Genomic DNA, 23,856 nt, shown 5'->3' on the forward strand with positions numbered 1-23,856 from the left:
CAGTGTATGACTCGAGAATCTAGCTCACTTCGTAAATCATGGGAGGCTTCAATGGCGCGACTACATGTTGATCCTAAGTATGTGAACGCTAACATCAATGAATTGATATGGGGATCGTTCACCGAGCACCTGGGCCGATGCATCTATGGGGGACTTTATCAGCCCGATCATGCGACCGCAGATGACAATGGCCTGCGGCAAGACGTGATCGATGAGGTAAAGGAACTTGATATAAGCCTTGTTCGCTATCCTGGTGGAAACTACGTTTCGAATTACAACTGGAAAGATGGTATTGGACCTAAGGAAAAGCGTCCGAGACGACTTGAATTTGCATGGGCAACCGTAGAAAGCAATCAATTTGGAATTGATGACTTTATTGATTGGGCGCGAAAAGCAAACGTAGAGCCGATGATAGCCGTGAATCTCGGAACCGGCACTCCTAAGGAAGCTGCAGAGCTCGTAGAATACTGCAATCATCCTGGTGGCACATACTGGAGTGACCTTCGCAGACAGAATGGTCATGAAGAGCCCTACGGTATCAAATACTGGTGCCTAGGAAATGAAATGGAAGGAGATTGGCAAGCCGGCCATCTTAGTGCAGATAACTATGCGGATAAAGCACTTGAGACGGCGAAGATGATGCGGTGGGTAGATCACGACATTAAGCTCGTTGCTTGTGGTAGTTCGTATCATGTGCTGCCAGAATACCTCGAATGGGACAAGATTGTTCTGAGTAAGCTCTACCCGCATATCGACTACATCTCTACTCACTTTTACGCATCGAGAAGCGATAGTAGTGCCGAAGAATTCATCCACTCATGGCACGAACTGCATCAGCATCTGAAAAACTCTGAGGCTGTCTTAGATTTTGTGAAGGGTAAGCGTGACGAGGATAAGGAAATCCCCATCTGTCTTGATGAATGGAATGTTTGGAATTTCTCAGATCTCAAAATCAACGGTCCGAGTGATCTTCTTGGTGCAACAGAACTCGAGGTAACTTCTGCAGAGAGATGGGAAGAAGCTCCGCCTATTCTTCAAGAGAAATACTCTCTTCTTGATGCTGTAACCTTTGCTGGCTTGGGCATGACCTTGATAAACCACGCTGATCGAGTTGAGATTGCTTGTCTTGCGCAGCTAGTTAACGCGATCGCTCCTATCACTACCAAGAATGACGGGGGAATTCTTCGACAGGCTATTTGGTATCCGCTTCATGAGCTTACCGAGCGTGGCCATGGAGAGGTTCTCTCTCATCGCTTAGAGTGCTCTAAGAGCTTGGTTAAGGGACGGGAAATCCCATCAGTCTATTCGGCCGTTGTGTACGACTCTGACAATCGTGAAATGACACTGTTCGTGTTGAATTCGAACCTCGAGAAATCGGAGCCACTTGAAATTGAAGTTAGCGGTAGCAAATTTGCAATCAAGAGTGTGCGTAGGCTTGTAGGAAAGAATTTAACGAGCGTTAATACCTTTGATAACCCGGAGGAAATTTCGATGGAGGAGCTAAAAGACTTTGACTCTTCCGTCCTTGAACTTCCTCCGGCCTCTTTCTCTGTAGTCACAGTTGAGGTGGCAAAATGACCGAAACTATCGGTAATAATTCCGCTAGGATTTACGGTTTTAAGGGTGAGATAAAAACCTGGAACCGGATAGCATATGGTGCAGGAGATATGGCTGTCAACATTACGTGGGCAGCCTTGGGAATGTTCATCATTTATTTCTACACTGACGTTGCGCTAATTCCAGCTGCTGCGGTCGGCACCTTGATGCTGTTTGGGAGAATTTTCGACGGGGTCACGGACGTGATCGTCGGTGCTTTGGTTGATAAGACTGATACAAGGTGGGGGAAAGCGCGCCCGTGGGTGTTATTCGGAGCGATACCGTTTGCTGCTTGTTCAACTCTCCTTTTCGCCGTGCCTGATACGTCAATTTCGGGAAAGCTGATATACGCTTACGTTACCTACCTACTAATGACAATTGCCTTTACTGCCGTTTGTATTCCTTACGGCACAATTAACGCGCTGATGACTCGCGACGTTAATGAACGGGCTAAGCTGAATGTTTTCCGGATGTTCATGGCTCAGATAGGCTTCCTGCTGGTCACGACGGTAACCCTTCCTTTGGTGAAGCGCCTTGGTGACGATCAACGCGCATGGGTCATCGCGTTCGCGATCTTGACGAGTCTATCGGTGCTTTTGTTTTGGTTCACTGTCGCAGGAACGCGCGAGATCAGAGCGCTACGTGATGAAGGGAACGAAAATGTGCCTTTTAATGCGCGTTTGAAAGCAATGTTTGCCAATAAGTATTGGATTCTGGCAACAGTGTTTTTCCTCGTCTTTAGTATCGGTTACGCGCTGAATCAGTCTGCATTGGTTTACTACTGCAAGTGGGTTCTTGGAAACGAGCAACTGGTTTCAGTTTTGACTTGGGCATATCTAGTCCCAGTGATGGTCGGATTCTTGTTCCTGCCAGAACTGATCAAACGATTTGGTAAGACCAAATTGATGATGGTTGGCATTTTGGTCTCAGTTGTTGGCCTCGTAGTAATGGCAATTGCTCCTGCCAGCTTTGCTGTTGCAATGGGGGCTCAAATCGTTAAGGGTGTTGGTCAAGTTCCACTTCTAGGAATCGTCTGGGCCCTGTTCCCCGATACGATCGAGTACGGCGAGTGGAAGACGGGTATTCGCTCGGAAGGTTTGCTCTACAGCTCAGGTAGCTTTGCGCAGAAGCTCGGTATCGGAATCGGAGCGGCTCTGATGAGTTGGATTCTTGCCATGGGAGGGTACGACGGTGCTGCGTCGGTTCAGAGTGGTGGCGCGTTAAGTGCGATTTTGTGGTCATTCATTTATATTCCGATCATCACTTTTGTTCTTCAAGCGGTGATTCTTTACTTCTATGACATCGACAAGAAGCTTCCGATGATTATGGAGGAGCTGAAAAGGCGCTAGGACATCCGCCTAGCACCATGTTGATTGGGGGGTTGCTTCATTCAAGCGCCCCCCAATCACGTGAGATTGTCACTTGTGCATTCGACGGTTGTCGGGCGCTGACAGGTACGCCGGGTATTTCCCGGCGCACTGCCCGCACGAACTGGACACTGGTGATGAGAACGCGTCAATCGCGATAAACTGGACGACGGTGTTTCAGCCAGGTGACCGTGAGACACCCTCGTCCATCAAGAAGACAGGCGAGCCGCCAAGTAGGGGAGCATAACCGAATGCCAGCCGTGATCGTTTTGGGCGCACAATGGGGCGACGAAGGGAAGGGCAAGGCCACTGACCAGCTGGGTCAGCGCACCGACGTCGTCGTCAAGTTCAACGGCGGGAACAACGCCGGCCATACCGTCGTCGTCGACGGAGAAAAGTACGCGCTGCACCTGCTGCCCGCAGGTATCCTGTCCAAAGGTGTCACACCGCTGATTGGCAACGGTGTGGTGGTCGACCTGAGCGTTCTTTTCGATGAGATGGAACAGATCAGCGCTCGCGGTGTGGACTGCTCGAAACTGAAGATTTCGGCGGCCGCGCACATCATCCCGCCTTACAACCGCCTGGTGGACAACGCCAGTGAGAAGTTGCTGGGCGACAAGCAGATCGGCACCACTGGCCGAGGCATCGGGCCGACATATGCGGACAAGATGAACCGCATCGGCATCCGCATTCAGGATCTGTTCGATCCGCCGACCCTTGAGCAGAAGGTGCGCAGCGCCCTGGCTCAGAAGAACCCGCTACTTGAATCTGTTGGTATGGAAACGCTCGATCCGGAGGAGGTCACGCGCGAACTGCTGTCGTACACTGACCGCGTGCGCCCCATGGTGGTGGATGCGTCATTGCTGGTCAACGATGCTTTGGATGATGGCAAGACCGTCTTGTTCGAGGGTGGCCAGGCCACAATGCTCGACATCGATCATGGAACCTACCCGTTTGTGACCTCATCAAATCCGACGGCCGGCGGCGCACTGACCGGAACAGGTGTCGGGCCTACCCGCATCGACCGCGTAGTGGGTGTTGCGAAGGCGTACACGACGCGCGTAGGTGAAGGGCCTTTCCCAACGGAGCTTACTGACGAAGTCGGTGATGAACTGCGTAAACGCGGCGGCGAATTCGGTGTGACGACGGGGCGGCCGCGTCGTACTGGATGGTTCGATGCTGTGGTCGTGCGATACGCATCGCGCGTCAACGGGTTGACTGACCTGTGCCTGACGAAGCTGGATGTCCTGACTGGATATGACACGATTCCGGTGTGCGTGGCCTATGAGGTGAACGGGCAGCGTTTGGATGAGATGCCAATGAATCAGTCAGACTTCGAGGCTGCAACACCCATCTATGAAGAGATGCCCGGATGGAGTGACGACATCTCCGGCGTGCGCACCTTCGAGGACCTGCCTCAAAAGGCTCAGGAGTACGTGCTGCGCCTGGAGGAGCTGTCCAAGTGCCGCATCTCCTCGATCGGTGTGGGAGCAGGACGCGAAGCCATCATTGTGCGCCACGCGCTCTGATCTGCAGTCGGTGCGCGCAGCTTGAATGTCGACGAGGCTGCGCGCCCCTGCGCCGAGCTGCCGCTCAGCTTTGATGGAGCTGGAGCTCAGCTTTGCTCGGAGCTTCCGCTTAGCTGTGTTCCGAGCCGGCGCTCAGCACTCCGTTGTCAATGGTGTAGGTCGTATCGGTCGCGCTCAGAGCCTGTTGGTCGTGCGTGACCATGATGACCGCTGCGCCTGTCGCGGCACTGTCGCGCAATAGCTCAAGTACCAGCGCCGTGCTGTCCGCATCAAGATCGCCGGTCGGTTCGTCAGCAATGATGATCGCAGGGGAGTTAATGACTGCGCGCGCAACGCTGGCCCGCCGCAGTTCTCCACCTGACAGTTCCGAGGGGTAGGCGTCAGCAAGAGGCGCAATATCCATCCGCTCCAGCAGTTCGCGGCCGCGCTCTTCAAGGCCGGCCAGGTCTGCCTCGCCGGCGATCTCTCCAGGCAGCAGAACATTGTCGAGGATGTTCAGGCTGGGAAGCAGTGAATGGTGCTGCGTAATGAAACCGAGCGTGCGCGCCCGAAGATTGCATAGCTCATGGTCGCTGAGGTGCGAGACTGCTTTGTTGTCAATGAGAACAACACCCGATGTGGGAGCCAACAGGCCAGCGATCAGATTTAACAGCGTGGTCTTCCCATTGCCGCTCCGGCCGACAATCGCAATGAACTCACCGGCATCGACCGTCAGGTTCACATGATCAACCGCCGCGAACACTGTGCCGCGTCGCGTGAATTCCCGGGTGAGGTCCCGAGTGGTCACGAGTGTCATTACTGCCCCCTCTGGAAAGTCGTATACGTCTCGGCTCGCGACAACTTCCATGCTGACAGGCTTGAGGCTGCCATACCGACGAGGGTGGCTGCCAACACGCTCCCCACTGCCAGACCCAACACTTGCGCGATGCTGATCTGAAGATAGGGCAGTGCCAGGGCGTCTGTAATCAGCGTGCTGTATGGGAAAACGACGAGGGAAGCCAGGCCGATTCCGATCACACCGCCAGCCAGGCCGATCAGCGCTGATTCAGTGAGGTACACGCGAACGAGGTGGGACTTGCGCATTCCCATGATGCGCAGTGAGGCAAATTCTTTCTTCCGCTCATTGACCGAGGTTAAGAACACAGCGAACAGCACGATCGCGCCCAGCACCCATACCGCGCCCACGAATGCGTAGGCATATCCCGTGATCACGTTCAGGTGAGCTTTGGTGGTCGCCGTAATTCCTCCGGGGTAGACGAAGCCGAGGCTTCCTATCCCCGTCGCCTTGGTGATGTTGTCTGCCACCTCGTGCGGGTCGACTCCATCTTTGACTGTGAGCAGGACGGCGGAGATCGCATTGCCCGCATGTTCTTCCGGAATGGCCGGATGGCCCACTTCCGCCGAGTACTTCACGACTTGAGGAACGGTTGCCGGATTGACGAACACTGAGCTGTCCAATGAGGTGCCGGTGGGTGCGAGCTGTGCTGCGACAGGGAAGTGGTGGCCGAAAAGTTTGATGTCACCGTTTGCAGACACTTTGATCTTCGAGCCTGCAATGACGTCACCGTCAGCAAGCTGTTTGTCGTATTGCGAGGACACCCAAGGCTCAATAATGAAATCGGTCTGTGGATTGAAACCGATGATCTGAACCTGGTCGTCACAGCAACTTGCCGTCAACGACGCAATATAAGTCTGCGCGGTGAGCTTTTCGATCCCGTTGGCCTTGGCCACCAACTCGGCGATATTGTTGATGAAGTAGAAGGTGGAGGAACCGGTATTGGTCAGCAGTGCTTCCGCCTGCGGACGGGAAACCTGAGGAACAACCATGAGGTCGGCACCCATGCGTTCCTGCATACTCGCCAGACCGGTCTTAAGGTTGAACGACAAGACGGTACCGCCGAAGAAGGTACCGGACAGAACGCTGACGATGAATATCAGCGCGAAGGTGCGCAGTGGTCTGCTCGATAAGTTCTTCAGCGGTAGCCGTCGCAGTAGGTTGTGACGTGTCACGGTCTGCCTGCAGAACTTACTTCTGTGAGGCGGGTGCGATTGTCTTGACGCGACTGTTCACGTACACCACAACCACCGCGTAGACAATGGTCAGGATGCCCAGAACCATCAGCGTGGGGACCATGATCATGTTGCAGTGCATGCCGGCCTTCATGCATCCGCCAATGAGAACCTTGACGATGGCGATAGTCAAAGCGCCGTTGAGGCCAGCTGCAATTGCCAGTCCTGTCTGGATGCGGGTGTCAACGAAGAACGCAATGACGCCGATGACTGCGATAACCAGACCGATGCCGAGGGCCGCCTGAGCTGACCAGTGGCACTTCATGAAGTGCCCATCTTCCATCGGAGGGCATGGCTGCGCGAAAGTCTTGGGCGCGAATGCGATGAGAAGTCCCAGAATGATTGCTGGAATCGATGAGATCAGTTTGTTTGTCATGATAACCCTTTCACAGGTGCTCGACGACCCTTCTGCCGGATCAGTCCGTCTCGCAAGAAACGCTGTTATTATGACAGCGTAAAATAAGAAAGGCAAACCTTACCTAATCGGTGAGGAGTGGATGGAAACCGCAGAATAGCGCCAACGGCGAGAGCGCAGGAGGTGTGGACCTGTGGTGCGAACCGTTAAAAAGTGAGCAAGGCGACGTGAAAGGGCCTCGAACTAAGCCATCTTTCTATCTCGTACGGTGAGCTGCTGTGCCCGGCGCTCAACCGGCTGTCAGTGCCTGGTGGTCAGATCCTCATCGAACCGCATCGATAATCGACGTCACTGTTTCATGGATCGCTTCGGCGCTTACTGGTTCGCCTGCGCTGGTGAAGTAGATTCCCAACACGAGGTTGGAGTACGCGATACGAATAAACGTATACGTCTCATGTGGATCAGGATCGGCAAGATCAGCCGTGAAGGTGACGTACTGCGCGCCGCTGACCCTGCCGTCCTCTCTGAAGTCCAGGCCGGTGACCGCCGCATCAATTGCCTCACCATCGCATCCTTTCCGATTTCTCTCCAAGTGGAGATCGTAGAATTCCTGCGCGTTGGCCTTACTGGGGAAGAGTGACAGCTCAATGAAGGCCACAGAAGTCACTCCCTCAATCAATGACGTGTGACTCATGTAATCCGGTGACGGCAGGCTGTCAAAAAGCTTCTGGCATTGAGCGCTCTTGAACTGCAGCGGCTCAACGTCGGTATAGCGGATGGGGCCCTCGACTTCATCAACGGGGCCAATGCCACTGACCGCGACATTTCGGAGTGCCTCTGTGGCTTCACTTGCAGAGAGCGGATCAGAGTGACGTGAGGTGATGAAAAGAACGCCGGCCGCAACCAGAGCGATCACGAGAACGCAGCTCACCAGCACGATAGCAATCAGGCCACCTTTGTTCCTTGGACGGGGGCGCTGCTGAGAGGGGCCCTGCAGAGGAGCGCTCGGCTGAAGGTCGCCCTGCAAAGGTGAACCGGACTGAGGGGGACCCTGCAGAGGGTACTGTGGTTGTGTCACGATGCGCTCCGTGGCACGACTAGATCAGTTTCATGTACTTGAGTACTACCGTGCCATGTCGCACTGCCACACATCAATATCTCCGGCCCCAACAATCTGTCCTTGATCATCGCAAGGTGCTGGAAATGAGGCGGGGGTGAAAGTGGCACCGGACCGAAAGCGCCTGTCGGCGCGAAGGCCGCTCGTAGCGGCAATAGTTGGAGCCCGGGGCTTAGCGGCCCGATGCCGCGTTCAGCCTAACATTGCCACCCACACTGACGCTCAGTGACCTTGCCAACTCCAGGTTCCGCCGGCGCCGTCCCCGCCATCAGTGCGCAGTGTTGCCCGCTTCGGTGATGGCGAACAAGACCAGAGAATTGCTGGTCGCCCTCGTGAATCGTCGTGAAGGCCCGTACAGTAAGAAGCATGTTTGTACTTGATGAGAACACTCCTCGAGAAATTGCACCCCTGGCGTGGATGCTGGGACAGTGGCGTGGCTGGGGCGTGATTGCCGGATCGCACGCGGCGCCCGCCACCCCCGACACGTCCGGAGAATCCGACCAGAACACCCCCGCCACCTCCGCTGACAGTGACGATGTGCCCGATCAGATGGTCATTGAAGAGATCACGTGCGAAGCCGTGGGCACACAGATGCGCATGGTGACCCGCATCTACTCGGCAAGCTCGCGCGTTCAGTCGCTTGATCCGAGTGCCTCGACCGAGGAAGGCCTGGCCGCCCTCGTCGAACAGGACCTGCTCAATGAGGAAACCGTGTACGTCAGCGTCATGCCGACGACGCAGGAGCTGCCCCCTCCCGGACAGTTCCAGACCCGAGAGCTCACTGCCAGTGGCGCGGATCAGAAAGGTCTGGCGACGCTGTGGGCGGGAGTGTCGATGGGGCCGCGCGTACGCATGATTTCCGACGCGATCGCACGCAGCCCACACGCTCAACCCGTTGAGGAAGCCTCCCGCATGTTCGGCCTGGTCGCAGGTGAACTCATGTGGGCTCAGGACGTCACAATGGTGGGTGCAGGCGAGTCGATTACCTCGATTTCCGGTCGTCTCATGCGAATTGACGAGGGGGACGCTGTCACATCAGATTCTGCAAGAACGCCGAGCAACGCTGCGGCGAACCATGGTGGCGTCGATGCGCAGGACAGCGATGACTGATCAGCTGCATTCGCCACTGTTGACCTGGCCGAAAGCTGTTGCAGGTGAGGGCGAGTGGGTCGGCCTGCCGATTCACTATGGCGACCCGATCGGGGAGCAGTGGGCACTGGCTGAATCGCGGGCCTTCACGGATCTGTCCACTCTGGCAGCCGTGTGCGTCAGCGGGCCTGATCGTCAGTCATGGCTCACGAACATGACCTCGCAGATCATCAACGGTATGACGCCTGCAGAATCAAAGGAACTGCTGGTGTTGGATGCCAACGGTCGCATCGAGCACGCCGCAGCAGTCCACGATGACGGTGAAACGACGTGGCTGGTAACTGTGCGTGACCGCGTCGACGCACTGGCCCAGTGGCTCGAGTCCATGAAATTCATGCTGCGCGTCGAAGTGGCGGAGCGCCACGACATTCGCGTGATCGGCACCGTCAGTTCTGCCGCCCAGACCGATCCGCTTGCTGAAACAGCACGCAACCTGCCGGGATACCTGTTCACGTGGGATGACCCGTGGCCAGGAGTCGTGGAAGGCGGCACGCGATACTTTGCAGGCAGCAAGCACCCGGGATCTGACACGCGTTTCCACCTCCACATTGTCGAGGGCGACGGCGCCATCACCGACATGATGAGTGTGGCGGGCGACAGCGACGGCATGACGCCTGCCGGAATGCTTGCCTGGGACGCACTGCGCATTGCGGCATGGCGTCCTCTTATCGGACGGGACACGGACGCTCGATCCATCCCGGCTGAACTCGACTGGATGCGCACCGCCGTCCATCTGCATAAAGGCTGCTATCGCGGGCAGGAATCTGTGGCACGTGTGGTGAACCTTGGTAAACCGCCCAGGCGCTTGACCTTCCTGCAACTCGATGGCTCACGCGGAGATCTGCCGGAAAGTGGAGCCAGACTGATGCGTGGAAACCGGCAGGTGGGTGTGGTCACATCAGCGGCACGGCACTACGAACTTGGCCCCGTTGCGCTGGCGCTCATTTCGCGCAACGTCCCAGAAGACACGGTCTTTGACATTGACGGGGTCAGCGCTGCGCAGGAAATCATCGTGCCGCGTGACGGTCGCAGTGAAGATTCACCCGATGAGCGCCCCGGCAAGGACCTGACGAACAAGGACCTGCGCCGGCTGGATATTCCGCCGGCAGGATCACCGCACATGTCAGGTGGAAGGAAGGCATAACAGTGCGAGCAGTACTTCAGCGTGTTACCCGCGCATGCGTGCGCGTCGATGGTGAAGTTGTCGGAGAAATCAGTGGCCCCGGCATCCTCGCCCTCGTCGCCGCCACTCACGAGGACGGCCCCGACCAGGTCGACACGGTGGTGCGCAAAATTGCGGAGCTGCGGATCATGGACGATGAACAATCGGTGAGCGACATTGGCGGCGCGGTCCTGGTCGTCTCGCAGTTCACACTCTATGGCAGTACCCGTAAAGGCCGGCGCCCCTCGTGGTCGGCAGCTGCGCCGGGCCCTGTGGCTGAACCGCTGATTGATGCCGTGGTTCAGGGGCTGCGTGAGCGTGGGCTGGAAGTGGCGACCGGCCAGTTTGGCGCCCACATGGAGGTTGAACTGGTCAACGACGGGCCCTTTACTGTGCTGGTTGAGGCGTAGACGGAACCATGGCGGAGGTGCATATTCGCCCGTACCGGTTAACGGACGCAGCTGATCTGATCTCAATCTGCATTGATACGGCCGACAGTGGCAGGGGAGCGCGGGGCAGGCTCACCGATGATGAAATTCTGCCCTACATTTACGCACTGCCGTATGTCAGTTACGCTCCGAGCTGGTCGTTTGTGGTTGATACTGGCTCACGCATCAGTGGATACATCGTGGGTGTCCCCGATGTTGCTTCCTTTGTGGACTGGTGGCGCGACCACTGGGTGCCGGTGCTGCGCGAGCGTTTCGGCGGCACGGAGCTGTGGCCAGAGGGCGAGCGTGAACTGCTTGAACGCGGCCTCAACCCTGATTCCATGTGGTCGGATCTTCGCCGCACCTATGAGGCCGAATTTCACATCGACCTGCTGTCCGATGTGCAGGGACGCGGGCTCGGTACGCAGCTTCTTGGCAGATTCACCGAGGCGGTGACCACGCGCTCGCACGCACACGGCATCGCCATCGGGGTTGACGCGGACAATTCACGTGCCATCGGCTTTTATGCCAAAAATGGTCTTGAGGTGCTGCGTGAAGACCGAGGCAGTGATGGCGCCGTCAGCGGCTACACCATGGGGATTTGCCTGCGCGGGCCATCCAGATCCGCATGACACGCGAAGCGGTGGCACGCAGGTTCCTTTCGCCCGATGACACCGCCTCATCCGTTGAACACGGCCCGGGCACGATCGGGACAGCGGCAATGATTCCGCATCGCAACAGCTCATCAGTCAGTGCCTGCCCCTGTTCAATTCTGCCGGCGCACGCGATGACAGGAACGCTGCCGGCCTCGCGTGCCAGGCGCGCCACCCCGGAGATGGTTTTGCCCATGACACTTTGCCGGTCGATCGACCCCTCGCCGGTCAGCACGAGGTCAGCCCCGCGCAGCTTTTCCGCCAGCCCGACGGCTTCCATCACCAGATCCACCCCTGATTCCAACGAAGCGCCCAGGAAAGCTGACAGCGCAAACCCCAGCCCACCTGCCGCTCCAGCTCCCGCCTTGTCGGCATGGGCGCTCGCTGCCGGGTCAGCGTGCGCGAAGGTTGCCAACGCACGATCCAGCACCTTGACGTCGCGAGGTGTCGCACCCTTTTGAGGCCCGTATACAGCGGATGCGCCCCGAGGCCCACACAGCGGATTGTCCACATCGCATGCGGCGCGCACGCGCACATCCCTCAGCCTCCCATCCAGGCCAGACACGTCAATGCGTCGAACTTTTCCCAGGCACTCCGGCGAACCGTCGACGTCACGGCCACCCTCGTCAGTGAAGCTCATACCCAGGGCGCGCAGCATTCCCGCTCCGCCGTCGTTCGTGCCGGACCCGCCCAGGCCGATGAGGATCTCCTCAACACCAAGGTCCAGTGCTGCCGAGATCAGCTCACCCACTCCAGCGCTGGTCATGGAACAAATTCGTCGGTCGCAAGCCGCGACCAATCCCAGCCCGACAGTCTCGGCAACTTCGATGACCGCGCTGCCACCTGCCGTCCAGAACCCTGCCTCACGAGGGCGGCCGAGCGAGTCGTGAACCTCGACGATGTGGTACTGCGCCCCCAGGGCATCCGCTATGGCCTGCGCGAAACCTTCTCCGCCGTCAGCCAGCGGAACCACCTCGCATTGCGCATCGGGTACGACTGCACGAACACCGTCGGCAAGTGCACGCGCCGCCTGCATCGCTGTCATCGACCCTTTGAAACTGTCAGGAGCGCAGACGATTTTCATGGCAGTCCTTCCTGTCGCGGCGCGGTTTGCTCTGATTGTAGGCAGCGTGTTGACGTGCTTGTGTGCGCACGCGAGGCAGACAACTGGCAGTGTTTCCGCTCGCCTGTAGTGAACATTGAAGCGGCCGCGCCAATCAGCCCGTAGGGTGGAACCAGTTGAAAACGCCAGGCACCCGTGTCTGCGCCATCCCATTCGTGAACATCAGGAGGAGCCATGTTCGAACGGTTCACCGACCGAGCTCGGCGAGTCGTCGTCCTCGCACAGGACGAAGCCAGGAACCTCAACCACAACTACATCGGCACTGAGCACCTGCTGCTGGGCCTCATTACCGAGGGCGAGGGCGTCGCAGCAAAAGCCCTCGACATGATGAACATTGAGCGCGACCAGGTGCGTGAAGCGGTCATCGACATTATTGGCGAGGGCGAAAAGCCTGTCGAAGGTCACATTCCGTTCACGCCGCGTGCCAAGAGAATCTTTGAGCTGTCGCTGCGTGAAGCACTGCAGTTGGGTCACAACTACATTGGCACTGAGCACCTGCTGCTCGGTTTGCTCAAAGAGGGCGAGGGCGTTGCAGCTCAAGTACTGACGAAGCTGGGAGCTGACTTGTCGCAGGTGCGTCAAGCCGTTATCCAGCTGCTGTCGGGTTACCAGAGCGATGGGGACAACCGCGAGGCGGTGGGCGTATCGGGCAACCCTGTGCGCGACCCCGGTCAGACGAACTCCGCTATTTTGGAGCAGTTCGGTCGCAACCTGACTCAGGCTGCACGTGAAGGCAAGCTTGATCCGGTGATCGGTCGTAAGACGGAGATGGAACGCGTCATGCAGGTGCTGTCGCGTCGCACGAAGAACAACCCGGTGCTGATCGGTGAACCCGGTGTCGGTAAGACCGCTGTTGTCGAAGGCCTGGCTCAGGCGATCGTGCATGGCGACGTGCCGGAGACGATTAAAGACCGCCAGATTTACTCACTGGATATGGGATCCCTGGTCGCCGGGTCGCGCTATCGCGGCGATTTCGAAGAACGCTTGAAGAAAGTCCTTAAAGAGATTCGCACGCGCGGTGACATTATCTTGTTTATCGATGAGATCCACACACTGGTCGGCGCCGGTGCTGCTGAAGGCTCCATTGATGCCGCTCAGATGCTCAAGCCAATGCTGGCTCGCGGCGAAATCCAGACCATCGGTGCCACCACGCTTGACGAGTACCGCAAGCACGTGGAAAAGGACGCTGCGTTGGAGCGTCGTTTCCAGCCGGTGCGTGTCGAGGAACCCTCTGTGGATGAGACAGTTGGGATCTTGAAGGGGCTGCGTGACCGCTACGAGGCGCATCACCGCGTCATCATCACCGATGAGGCGATCCGCGCCGCAGCCGATCTGGCAGACCGCTACATTTCTGACCGTTTCCTGCCTGACAAGGCCATCGACCTGATGGATGAAGCCGGTGCCCGCCTTCGCATCGCCCGCATGACGGCACCACCCGAGCTGCGTGAAATCGATGAGAAGATCGCTGATGTGCGCAAGGCCAAGGAAGCCGCGATCGATGATCAGGACTTTGAGCGTGCCGCCTCCCTGCGTGATGAGGAAAAGAAACTGGGCGAGGAACGTCGCGAGAAGGAAGATGCGTGGAAGGGTGGCGAACGCGAAGAAATCGCGGAGGTCACCGAAGAGGAAATCGCTGAAGTGCTCGCCATGTCGACCGGCATCCCGGTGGTGAAGCTGACTCAGACCGAATCGGCCAAGCTGCTGAAGATGGAAGATGAGCTGCATAAGCGCGTCATCGGCCAGGAAGAGGCTGTCAAAGCACTGTCGCAGTCGATTCGACGCACACGTTCGGGCCTGAAAGATCCGAAACGCCCCGGTGGTTCGTTCATTTTTGCCGGCCCGACCGGTGTCGGTAAGACTGAGCTGGCCAAGGCGCTCGCGGAGTTCCTGTTCGGTGATGAAGATGCGCTGATCCAGATGGATATGAGCGAGTTCTCCGAGAAGCACACGGCATCACGCCTGTTCGGTGCACCTCCCGGGTACGTTGGATACGACGAGGGCGGCCAGCTCACTGAAAAGGTCCGTCGCCGTCCGTTCTCCGTTGTCCTGTTTGACGAGGTTGAAAAGGCTCACCCCGATATCTTCAACTCCTTGCTGCAGATCCTGGAAGAAGGTCATCTGACCGATTCACAGGGACGCAAGGTGGACTTCAAGAACACGGTGATCATCATGACCACCAACCTGGGCACGCGCGACATCAACAAGGGCGTGCTGACCGGCTTCCAGTCCGCCGACAACCTCACGCACGACTACTCGCGCATGAAGTCGAAGGTGAATGAGGAGCTCAAGCAGCATTTCCGCCCCGAATTCCTCAACCGTGTTGACGACGTCATCGTCTTCCCGCCGCTCACGAAGGAACAGATCACGCAGATCGTTGACCTGATGATCGGTCGTCTGGCGGAGCGCATGGAGGACCAGAATATGAAACTGCAGATCAGCGATGCTGCGCGTGAACTGCTGGCCGACCGCGGATACGACCCTGTTCTGGGTGCCAGGCCGCTGCGCCGCGCCATCCAGCGCGATATTGAGGACGCCTTGTCCGAGCGGATCCTGTTCGGTGAGATCATGCCGGGTCAGGTTGTCACCGTCGATGTTGCCGGCGAGGGCGACCAGCGTGAATTTACGTTCACTGGGATCTGATCGCCTGGTCGCATGGCCTGCGTGTAGCGGCTGACTACCGTGGTTAGGGGCCAACCGGCCACGGTAGTTCGGCTCCAGGCGTCAACTGGTCACGGTCATCCAGGCGGCCACCCTCGACAAATATCTTCAGCTGCGCGGGGACGAAGCAGCCTGCAGCGTCCGAAGAATTCCTGCCACACGTGACCCCTCCTGCACGCAGTTGAGCCTTTGCACACGAGGGTGATAAATCTCCTTCTCGCACGCCCATCTCAGCCAACAGCGCCGACGAGATTTTGCCATAATTGCTGCGATGCCAAACCTAAGGAGACCCTGATGCCTGCAGCACCTACGCCCGAGTCGCACGCACGCGTTGACGCCGACACGACGCTCAGCACAGGCCCACTGTGGTGGCGCCAGGCGGTTGTGTACCAGATCTACCCGCGCAGCTTCGCTGACTCGAACGGCGACGGGCTCGGTGACATCAAAGGTGTGACCTCACGGGCAGACTACCTGGCTGACCTCGGTGTGGATGCTGTGTGGCTCAGCCCCTTCTATCCTTCCGAGCTGGCTGACGGCGGATACGACGTGGCCGACTACCGCAACGTGGATCCACGCCTGGGAACGCTTGACGATTTTGACGAAATGATCGCGGCCCTGCATGGACGAGACATCCGCGTCATCGTTGACATCGTGCCCAACCACACCTCACGCATGCACCCCTGGTTCCAGGAAGCTCTGGCAGCGGGCCGCGGGTCAGCGGCGCGTGAACGTTACATCTTCCGTGAAGGCACAGGCCCTGACGGCTCGCAGCCCCCGACGGACTGGACCTCCACGTTCGGCGGTGCCGCATGGGAACAGGTTGAAGACGGACAGTGGTACTACCACTTCTTTGCCCGCGAGCAGCCGGATCTGAACTGGGATCACCCCGATGTGCGCGAGGACTTCCTGACAACACTGCGCTTCTGGTCTGACCGCGGTGTCGATGGTTTCCGCATTGATGTCGCCCACGGACTGACGAAAGACCTCAGCGAACCGCTGCCCAGCCAGGCAGAACTCGACGCTATGCCGATGGATGGACACCACCGCATCTTTGACCGCGACGAGGTTCAGGACATTTACGCTACCTGGCGTGAGGTCTTCAACTCCTACGATCCGCCGCGCACAGCGGTTGCCGAGGCGTGGGTGAATCCTGACCGGGTGCCTCGGTACGCAAACCCGAACAGCCTGGGACAGTCCTTCAACTTCGACCTGCTTGAAGCCGACTTCAACGCCGACCAGTTCCGCACGATTATCACCGACAATTTGGAGCTGGCCAGTTCGTCAGGTTCCTCGAGCACATGGGTGTTGTCGAACCACGATGTTGTCCGCCATGCCACGCGCTACGGCCTGCCCGATGCAGTGCGCACTCATGGTCCGAGGCCCGACAAGCCGGTGGGTCAGGAGTGGCTGCTGACAGGTGGTACCGAGCCGGAGCTTCATCGTGAACAGGGATTGCGTCGTGCGCGCGCCGCCACCATGCTCATGCTGGCACTGCCCGGATCGTCCTACATCTATCAAGGTGAAGAGCTCGGCTTGCATGAAGTGGCGGAAATCCCGGCCGATCAGCGTCAGGACCCGACGTTCTTCCGCACCAATCAGAAAGAAATCGGTCGCGACGGCTGCCGCGTCCCCTTGCCGTGGGTCCATGACGCCGCGAACTTCGGATTTGGAGGACCGGCCCACCTGCCGCAACCCTCATGGTTCGCAGACAGTGCAGTCGACGTGGAATCTGCCCGCGAAGACTCGACGCTGTCTCTGTACCGGCGTGCACTGCATCTGCGCCGCACGCTGCAGGGCGCCGAAGAAATGGAATGGGCCGACGACAGCATCGAGGCACCGCACAGCGACCAGGTGCTGCACCTGCGCCGTCCCGGTGGCTGGGACGTGATCACGAACTTCAGCACCGAGCCGATCCCATTCGACACCAGCACAGCCATCCTGACCAGTGAGCCGCTGACCGACGGTGTCCTGCCTGGTGAGACAACCATCTGGTGCGCACCGCGCAGCTAAGCTACCGTGAACCCCCTCGTGCCCGCGCAGAAGCGTCGCATTGTCGGCGCCTCTGCCCGGGTCGTGGGGACTCCGTCCCTCGCCCGCGTGGGAACCGACAACTGAGCGCGATACACGTGAGAAATAGGAACGATTTTTCGCCTGCCTCTGTCTTTATTCGGATTTTCGTGTCAGACTTACTGCGGTTGCAGTTGTTTCTGCGTATGCGACTCCACTTCTTTGAGAGGACGTGAGCCTGCCCGCCGCCAGGTGGATCATCTGATGCGCAGAGCCGTCACATGCTGATCATTGTTTCAATGAGACCGTGATGAAGGAGGCGAGAGTGAGGACGACGTCTGATTTTCCGCAGAGTCGACCTGAACCCGTTGGGCAATCCGAATCAGGCACCCAACCCGCTACCGGATCCAAGTCAGTGAACGGCAACAACGTTTCCCCTTTTCTTTCTGCACCCCCGATGCCTCCCGGCGACGAGTACTCGCCCGCCAATCAGGGCGGTAACACGCTGTCACGCCGGCTTCACCTGAGTCGACGAGGACGACAACTCAAGAAGCAACTCGCGAAAAATCGACGCAAAATTCCAGCCATTATCGTGTTGGTGTTCTGCCTGATTGTCACCACGCTGGCGCTGCTTCATCCGGGCGTGCCAACATCCCAGATCGACGTGAATGACGGTGGCATATGGGTGACAAACTCCTCACGCCAACTGGTCGGTCACCTCAACTACCAGACTCGGCGCCTCGATGCCGCATTGCGCACAGACGCCGCCCAATTCGACATCGGCCAGGCAGCAGATACCGTCACGTTTTCTGATGAGAGCACCAACTCGATCGCCCCTATCGACGTGGCCGGCGTGCGCATGGGTGCCATAACGTCGCTGACTGAACGCGCCCAGGCAGTACAAGGCGGAGAACGCATCGGTGTGCTGGACGGCGCGGAAGGAAACCTGTGGGTCCTGCCGGCATCTGAGCCCTCGACCGTGCCGATGGGAGACGAAAGCGCGATCGAAACAGGCCTTACCTCAGGTGTGGTGACAACCAGCGTCAATGGAACCGTCATGGCGGTGTCGGCAGCAACCGGCCAGTTCGTGACAGTCACGCGCCGCGGCTATGTCGATCAGAAACACAGTGTCGACATCCCTGATATGCGCGCCGACGCATTGCTGCAGATAACGGCGGTCGGTGAACAACCAGTCGCCCTCGACCAGTCAACCAACACACTGTTCCTCCCTGACGGGTCCGCACGATCCCTGTCCGATGAAGGCGTCCCAACAGATGCCATCTTGCAAAATCCCGGCCCCGACCATGACGCGGTATTACTGGCCAACCCGAATTCCCTGATCAGCGTTCCCCTCAACGGCGATCCCGTGACGATCACCCCCGCGAATGAGCAGAACCGTTCAGGAAAGCCGGCGGCTCCCACACGACACGAAGGATGCTCGTACGGCGCGTGGGCAGGCTCGGGCTCCTATGTGCGTCTGTGTGACGACGCGGCCAATGACACGTCGATGAATGTTGACACCCTTAAGTCTGCGCGCAACATCTCGTTTAGAACCAACCGTAAGCTCATCGTCCTCAACGAAATTAACGAGGGTGGCATCTGGCTACCCGACATGAACATGGCGTTCATGGATGACTGGGATGAGATCGACCAGGAGATCGACAAGGAAAAAGAAGAAGAGGAATCCCCTGAATACACCGACGAAATTATCGACCCTCAGCGCAAGGACAAGAACACTCCACCTGACGCCGTAGATGATGAGTTCGGTGTCAGGCCAGGCCGAGCCACCACGCTGCCTGTACTGCAAAATGACACGGATATCGATGGTGATGTTCTGACAGCCAGACCGATCAGCCAGCCTCAGATCGGAGCGGTGACGCCGACGCGTGGCGGCCAGGCGTTGCAGATGACGGACGTGCCCGATGATGCGTCGGGCAGCACCACTTTTGTGTACGAGGCATACGACGGGCAGGCATCTGACAGTGCGACGGTGACGATCAGTGTGCACCCCTGGGATCAGAACGCCGGCCCGGTGCAGATCCGCAAGAACCCGCAGAAACTGGGAGCGGGAGCTGCCATTGAGTACAACGTGCTGCCGGATTGGAACGATCCGGACGGCGACCCGATCTTCCTGCAGTCCGCCAGTGCTCCTGACGGTATCCAGGTGCAGTACCGTGAAGAAGGAACCCTGAATATCCGGGATCTGGGCGCAGCGCCCGGCCAGTACGAGGTGAACGTCGTAGTCTCTGACGGGCGTGCCGAAACGCAAGGTGTCGTACCCATCGTCGTACAGCCACCAGGCAACATTCCACCTGTTGCGCACGCCGATTTCTATGTGGCGAGAGCCGGCGAAGCCCTCGAGATCGAGCCGCTGACCAACGATACGGATCCCAACGGTGACGGCCTGACGCTGGTTGGTGTGTCTGAAGCTCCAGCCGGAACACAGCTCACGCCCGACCTGGCCCTCGGATCCATCACGTTCAAAGCGCAGGCACCGGGTACCTACCAGTTCACCTACACCATTTCAGATGGCCCTTCGACCGTGTTGGGCATCATTCGCATTGACGTGGTGGAAGCTGACTCCAATGCAGTCCCCGTTGCTGACGATGACCTGGTTGTCCTGCCTGCTGGCGGTGAAGCACTTGCCGCACCGTTGAATAATGATTCCGATCCAGCCGGCGGCGTCCTGGTCATTCAGCAGGTGGAGCCGACGGACAAACTGGGCCTGCGCGTCACACTGGTCGATCGCCACCTCCTGCGCATCACGGCACCTGGCGGCCTCGATGAAGCCGTCAGCTTCCAGTATTCCGTTTCCAACGGGTCCCATACTGCCCAGGCGCGGATCACAGTCGTCCCGTCACGAGCGCTCGACGACAAGAAACCACCCGTTTTGCAGCCCGACCATGCCAAAGTGCGTGTCGGAGACGTCGCTTCGGTCCCCGTGCTGGAAAACGATCGCTCGCCGGCCGGCCTGGCAATGAAAGTCGATCCGAAACTGCAGTTCGAGGAAAACTCGCAGGTCGGAACCCCCTTTGTAACAGGTAACCTGGTGCGCTTGGAAGCAGGCACAACGCCAGGTGTGATGCATGTGTCGTACACGGTGCACGACATGGTCGGCAACATGGCGACATCGACAGTCGTGTTCGAAGTGGTCGCCCTCGAAGGTGCCAACGCGGCACCCCAACCTCGCCCTCTGACAGCGTGGGCCGTGTCAGGGCAGACGACTCGAATCCCTGTCCCACTGTCCACGATCGACCCTGACGGCGATTCCGTGACACTGGTGGGTATCGAGCAGGCACCGTCCAAGGGAACGATTGAATTGGGCACTGACTGGATCGAATACACGCCTGCGCGCAAGACCACCGGCACGGACGTATTCACCTACATCGTTGAGGACCGTCAGGGCAAGCAGGCAACCGCACGTGTGCGCGTCGGTATTGCGCCACCGGCGGGTAGTAATCAGCCACCCACTGCTGTTAAAGACGTTCTGTTGGTCAAACCTGGGCGCACGATCATGGTGAACGTTCTAGCCAACGACATTGACCCTGACGGGGATTCAATCTCGCTGGTTCCCGATTCGCTCAGCGTGCTGGACGACGCCCTCGAAGCTGAAATTGTGGGAACCGGGATCCAGGTTGAGGTTCCAGAAGCTGCCGGAACATACGTCATGTCCTACCAGGTCACCGACTCGCGTGGCGGTGTGGACAACGGGACGTTGACGATCAATGCGAAGAACGATGCGCCCCTGATGCCTCCGATCGCTCGCGATGACGTTGTGGCGCTGGCTGATATGCCTGACAGTGAGATTGTGCCGATTAACGTGGTGGAAAACGATGAGGATCCCGACGGAACCGTCGCAGACCTGGTTGTGTCCACACGCGCTCCCGACGCTGAAGTCAAGGGCGGAATCATTGAAGCGAAGGCATACGAGACTCGACGGCTCTTGGTCTACACGATTACCGATCAGGACGGCCTCTCATCCTCGGCAGTGGTGTCGATTCCGGGAACCGATCAGACCAGGCCGCGCCTGGACCAGTCGCACCTGCCGATCAAGGCACGGGCCGGCAGTGACGTCGTCATCGACATTCGGGACCACGTCATTACGAGGGCGGGCCGTACCGCGATGATCACGGACGAATCCAGGCTCAAAGCATCATGGGGGCTGGATCCGAAGATCGTGCTGGAGGACCAGCATCGCCTCACCCTGCACACCGACCCGGAGTTTTCCGGTAAGACATCCGTTTCCTTTGAAGTACGTGACGGTGTTGCATCGGATACATCAGCCTTATCAGCTGTGCTCTCCCTGCCGATTGTGGTGCAGGCAGTGAAGAACCAGCCACCGGCTTTCATCCCGACGAGTGCGCGTGTGGCTGCAGGTGAAGAACCCATCACGTTGGACCTGTCGGCGATGGTCGATGACCCGGACGACGCTGACCCTAAAGGATTCAAGTATGCGCTGGTGAAGAGTCCTCGTGTTGTCAGCGCGAAACTTGATGGGCATATGCTGTCCCTTCAGGCCGGCGTTGATCAGGCCACCGGCACCACGGACCAGGTCACGATCAGTGTTGATGACGGGTCAGGGCCGGTAGTCGGTGAGATCCCGGTGACGGTTGTCGCCTCCACGCGGCCACTCATTCAGGTGTCGGACGCGCTCATCGACGCTGCGAACGCTGGCGGTACGGAAACGATCGATCTGACGAAGTACACGATCAACCCGTTCCCGGAAACGCCGATACGGATCGTGTCAAGCCAGATTGAAATCGGTGAAGGCACCGTGGATCCGCAGGGCACAGTCCTCCACATCACGCCAGCTGTTGGTTTCCACGGGCAAATGACGGTCAACTATCGCCTGATTGATGCCACCAATGATCCGGGGCGCATCGTGGAAGGTAACGTGCGGTTAGTTGTGCGTGATCGGCCCGAACCACCATCCAACGTGTCGGTGATGGCCACGGGTCCTGGCAGTGCAACTGTGACGTTCCAGCCCGGAGCGGACAATGGCGCGGCTATTACCTCCTTCACCTTGACGGATGTCACGACCGGTCAGGAGTTCACTTGCGATGTTGCGTCCTGCCCGCTTAGCGGTCTGGCGAACGGCCTGAAGCATTCGTTCTCAGTCGTGGCGCACAACGATGTAGGAGCATCCGATTCGTCTCCTGCATCCGAGCCTGTCCTGGTCGACGTTCAACCATCCCAGCCTGCCGCCCCGACGCTTGCTGCTGGCGACGGGTCGGTGACGGTGACGTGGAATCCACCGGCAAATGAAGGGTCACCGATCACCGCGTACGAAGTGACGCTCTCTGACGGCCAGACGCAGCGAGTAGACGGCGCAACGACATCAGTGACATTCACCAACCTGACGAACGGTCAGCCCTACTATGCCTCTGTTGTGGCATTGAATTCCTCGCCGTCACCCTCACAACCATCCGAGCCATCTGCCCAGGTCGCGCCCTTTGGGCCGCCTCTGAAGGTGTCGATCACGGACATTCGGTCAACACCTTCTGCCGATGATCCAAACCTTGCTGCGGTCAGTGTCAGCTGGGCAGTCGAGTCGGACAACGGCAGTCCGCTGACCGCTGCGCACGTCACATTGAGCGGTGGCGGAAAGGGTGACGTCGCGTTGAACGGTGAGCTGTCTGGGGAAATCACGTTGCAGGCGCAGCCGCAGGAAGGCGTGGTAGCCACCGTGTGGGTTGACAATGCGGCAGGATCGTCACGCAAGGTCGATTCCAAGCGTTTCACTGTGTTCTCGACGCCGGTTGTGATCGATCTTCCGACGGTTACAGCAACCGGAGAAGCAGGTACCGCGAAGGTGACGGCTGAAACGAAAAAAGGTAACGGTTACAATCGCGGAGAACTTGAGCTTCAGTATTCGGTGAATGCAGGTCAGTGGACACCGTTGCAGGGCAAGACCATCACGGGACTGCCTGACGGGCAGGAGGCGCGGATTACATTCAGGCAGGTTGCTCCCGGCCGCGCCGACGGGCCAGCGACTGAAGAAGTAGTGGTGATGACGTACGGACAGCCGACGATTGACAGCTTCACGGCAACCAGTACGCCGGACGGAGTCGACCTGTCGTGGGCCATCACTCACAACGCCGGAGCTCCCATCACATCGATCACCGTGAAGTACAACGGAAAGAGCGAGGACATCCCCGTTTCGGAAACGAGCCGGCACATCGATGTGGACACCAGTACGAACGTGAAATTCAAACTGGTCGTGCGAGCTGAAAAGTTTGATCGGGACATCACCAAGGAGGCGACGAGCCCGGCGCGAGGCACGATTACGCCTGTACCGTCCACGTGCAATGCTGAGATGTCGGACAAGTTCGATGATTGTCACACCTTCAAAGTGGACGCGGATGGATGGGATGGTAGTTTCCTGCCATTGCGATGCGAGTTCAGGTCGGATGTAGACAACCAGACGTACCAATTTCAGATTGACTCGAACGTGGTGATTAAGCCGTCGAATGCGCCTACCCATGTCACAGACCGGGAAACCATGAAGAACTGGCTACAGGATGGCACCCTCACATGCGAAACGTCACAATAACAGGTGAGCAGTGGAACTGGACGGGAATAGTACGCATGGCAGTAACTGAGCCGCCCTCGTCAATGAGCTGCCAACGACTGGCCAGCAAC

The 23,856-nt window shown here is 58.4% G+C and carries 15 protein-coding genes; 10 read left to right on the forward strand and 5 right to left on the reverse strand.

Translation table 11 applies throughout. The features are described from left to right. Nucleotides 1-51 precede the first annotated feature (51 nt). The 3 genes from QP093_RS07725 to QP093_RS07735 all read left to right on the forward strand — a co-directional run bounded on the left by QP093_RS07725 (nucleotide 52) and on the right by QP093_RS07735 (nucleotide 4,492). Nucleotides 52-1,578 (forward strand): alpha-N-arabinofuranosidase, encoded by a 1,527-nt coding sequence (locus QP093_RS07725; protein WP_058237751.1) that lies wholly within the window; start codon nucleotides 52-54, stop codon nucleotides 1,576-1,578. Continuing rightward, on the forward strand, nucleotides 1,575-2,945 hold the full coding sequence (locus QP093_RS07730; protein WP_058237752.1) for an MFS transporter: 1,371 nt from the start codon (nucleotides 1,575-1,577) through the stop codon (nucleotides 2,943-2,945). The genes QP093_RS07725 and QP093_RS07730 overlap by 4 nt, the downstream gene beginning before the upstream one ends. Before the next feature lie 269 nt (nucleotides 2,946-3,214). After that, nucleotides 3,215-4,492: an adenylosuccinate synthase gene (locus tag QP093_RS07735; protein WP_285015992.1), complete on the forward strand. Its 1,278-nt coding sequence runs from the start codon at nucleotides 3,215-3,217 to the stop codon at nucleotides 4,490-4,492. Between the two features lie 109 nt (nucleotides 4,493-4,601). Here QP093_RS07735 and QP093_RS07740 read toward each other — a convergent pair whose 3' ends face one another. The 4 genes from QP093_RS07740 to QP093_RS07755 form a co-directional block, all read right to left on the reverse strand. Beyond that, a complete protein-coding gene (locus QP093_RS07740) occupies nucleotides 4,602-5,288 on the reverse strand; it encodes an ABC transporter ATP-binding protein (protein WP_058237754.1) in 687 nt (228 codons plus the stop codon). Then, a complete protein-coding gene (locus tag QP093_RS07745; protein ID WP_285015993.1) occupies nucleotides 5,288-6,502 on the reverse strand; it encodes an ABC transporter permease in 1,215 nt (404 codons plus the stop codon). The genes QP093_RS07740 and QP093_RS07745 overlap by 1 nt, the downstream gene beginning before the upstream one ends. A 16-nt stretch (nucleotides 6,503-6,518) precedes the next feature. Continuing rightward, nucleotides 6,519-6,938 (reverse strand): DUF4418 family protein, encoded by a 420-nt coding sequence (locus QP093_RS07750; RefSeq protein WP_285015994.1) that lies wholly within the window; start codon nucleotides 6,936-6,938, stop codon nucleotides 6,519-6,521. A gap of 301 nt (nucleotides 6,939-7,239) precedes the next feature. After that, nucleotides 7,240-7,848: a hypothetical protein gene (locus tag QP093_RS07755; RefSeq protein ID WP_285015995.1), complete on the reverse strand. Its 609-nt coding sequence runs from the start codon at nucleotides 7,846-7,848 to the stop codon at nucleotides 7,240-7,242. 552 nt (nucleotides 7,849-8,400) lie between these two features. Between QP093_RS07755 and QP093_RS07760 the strand changes: the two genes are divergently transcribed. From QP093_RS07760 to QP093_RS07775, 4 genes are read left to right on the forward strand one after another with little or no spacing between them, the layout of a single operon-like run. Continuing rightward, nucleotides 8,401-9,144: a heme-binding beta-barrel domain-containing protein gene (locus tag QP093_RS07760; protein WP_285015996.1), complete on the forward strand. Its 744-nt coding sequence runs from the start codon at nucleotides 8,401-8,403 to the stop codon at nucleotides 9,142-9,144. Then, nucleotides 9,137-10,327 (forward strand): CAF17-like 4Fe-4S cluster assembly/insertion protein YgfZ, encoded by a 1,191-nt coding sequence (gene ygfZ, locus QP093_RS07765; protein WP_285015997.1) that lies wholly within the window; start codon nucleotides 9,137-9,139, stop codon nucleotides 10,325-10,327. Before QP093_RS07760 ends, ygfZ begins: the two co-directional genes overlap by 8 nt. A 2-nt stretch (nucleotides 10,328-10,329) precedes the next feature. Next, on the forward strand, nucleotides 10,330-10,755 hold the full coding sequence (dtd, locus tag QP093_RS07770; RefSeq protein WP_285015998.1) for a D-aminoacyl-tRNA deacylase: 426 nt from the start codon (nucleotides 10,330-10,332) through the stop codon (nucleotides 10,753-10,755). A gap of 8 nt (nucleotides 10,756-10,763) precedes the next feature. Continuing rightward, nucleotides 10,764-11,405: a GNAT family N-acetyltransferase gene (locus QP093_RS07775; protein WP_285015999.1), complete on the forward strand. Its 642-nt coding sequence runs from the start codon at nucleotides 10,764-10,766 to the stop codon at nucleotides 11,403-11,405. Here the strand turns inward: QP093_RS07775 and QP093_RS07780 are convergent. Beyond that, nucleotides 11,353-12,510, reverse strand: a complete 1,158-nt coding sequence (locus QP093_RS07780; RefSeq protein WP_285016000.1) for a glycerate kinase — start codon at nucleotides 12,508-12,510, stop codon at nucleotides 11,353-11,355. The genes QP093_RS07775 and QP093_RS07780 overlap by 53 nt on opposite strands. 213 nt (nucleotides 12,511-12,723) lie before the next feature. Here QP093_RS07780 and QP093_RS07785 point away from each other — a divergent pair, with 213 nt between their 5' ends. The 3 genes from QP093_RS07785 (at nucleotide 12,724) to QP093_RS07795 (ending at nucleotide 23,767) form a co-directional block, all read left to right on the forward strand. Next, a complete protein-coding gene (locus QP093_RS07785) occupies nucleotides 12,724-15,189 on the forward strand; it encodes an ATP-dependent Clp protease ATP-binding subunit (RefSeq protein WP_285016001.1) in 2,466 nt (821 codons plus the stop codon). A 312-nt stretch (nucleotides 15,190-15,501) separates the two neighbouring features. Further along, nucleotides 15,502-17,217, forward strand: coding sequence for a glycoside hydrolase family 13 protein (locus tag QP093_RS07790; RefSeq protein WP_285016002.1), 1,716 nt, complete (start codon nucleotides 15,502-15,504; stop codon nucleotides 17,215-17,217). Between the two features lie 322 nt (nucleotides 17,218-17,539). Continuing rightward, nucleotides 17,540-23,767, forward strand: a complete 6,228-nt coding sequence (locus QP093_RS07795; RefSeq protein ID WP_285016003.1) for an Ig-like domain-containing protein — start codon at nucleotides 17,540-17,542, stop codon at nucleotides 23,765-23,767. Nucleotides 23,768-23,856: the final 89 nt, after the last annotated feature.

Origin of the sequence: Pauljensenia sp. UMB10120, from assembly GCF_030212035.1 — a bacterium.
Lineage (GTDB): Bacteria > Actinomycetota > Actinomycetes > Actinomycetales > Actinomycetaceae > Pauljensenia > Pauljensenia radingae_A.

Bases quoted from the DNA above. Each gene is read 5' to 3' on its own strand.
- QP093_RS07725 (WP_058237751.1), top strand. From the start codon at position 52: ATGGCGCGACTACATGTTGATCCTAAGTATGTGAACGCTAACATCAAT.
- QP093_RS07730 (WP_058237752.1), top strand. From the start codon at position 1,575: ATGACCGAAACTATCGGTAATAATTCCGCTAGGATTTACGGTTTTAAG.
- QP093_RS07735 (WP_285015992.1), top strand. From the start codon at position 3,215: ATGCCAGCCGTGATCGTTTTGGGCGCACAATGGGGCGACGAAGGGAAG.
- QP093_RS07740 (WP_058237754.1), bottom strand. From the start codon at position 5,288: ATGACACTCGTGACCACTCGGGACCTCACCCGGGAATTCACGCGACGC.
- QP093_RS07750 (WP_285015994.1), bottom strand. From the start codon at position 6,938: ATGACAAACAAACTGATCTCATCGATTCCAGCAATCATTCTGGGACTT.
- QP093_RS07760 (WP_285015996.1), top strand. From the start codon at position 8,401: ATGTTTGTACTTGATGAGAACACTCCTCGAGAAATTGCACCCCTGGCG.
- ygfZ (WP_285015997.1), top strand. From the start codon at position 9,137: ATGACTGATCAGCTGCATTCGCCACTGTTGACCTGGCCGAAAGCTGTT.
- QP093_RS07775 (WP_285015999.1), top strand. From the start codon at position 10,764: ATGGCGGAGGTGCATATTCGCCCGTACCGGTTAACGGACGCAGCTGAT.
- QP093_RS07780 (WP_285016000.1), bottom strand. From the start codon at position 12,510: ATGAAAATCGTCTGCGCTCCTGACAGTTTCAAAGGGTCGATGACAGCG.
- QP093_RS07785 (WP_285016001.1), top strand. From the start codon at position 12,724: ATGTTCGAACGGTTCACCGACCGAGCTCGGCGAGTCGTCGTCCTCGCA.
- QP093_RS07790 (WP_285016002.1), top strand. From the start codon at position 15,502: ATGCCTGCAGCACCTACGCCCGAGTCGCACGCACGCGTTGACGCCGAC.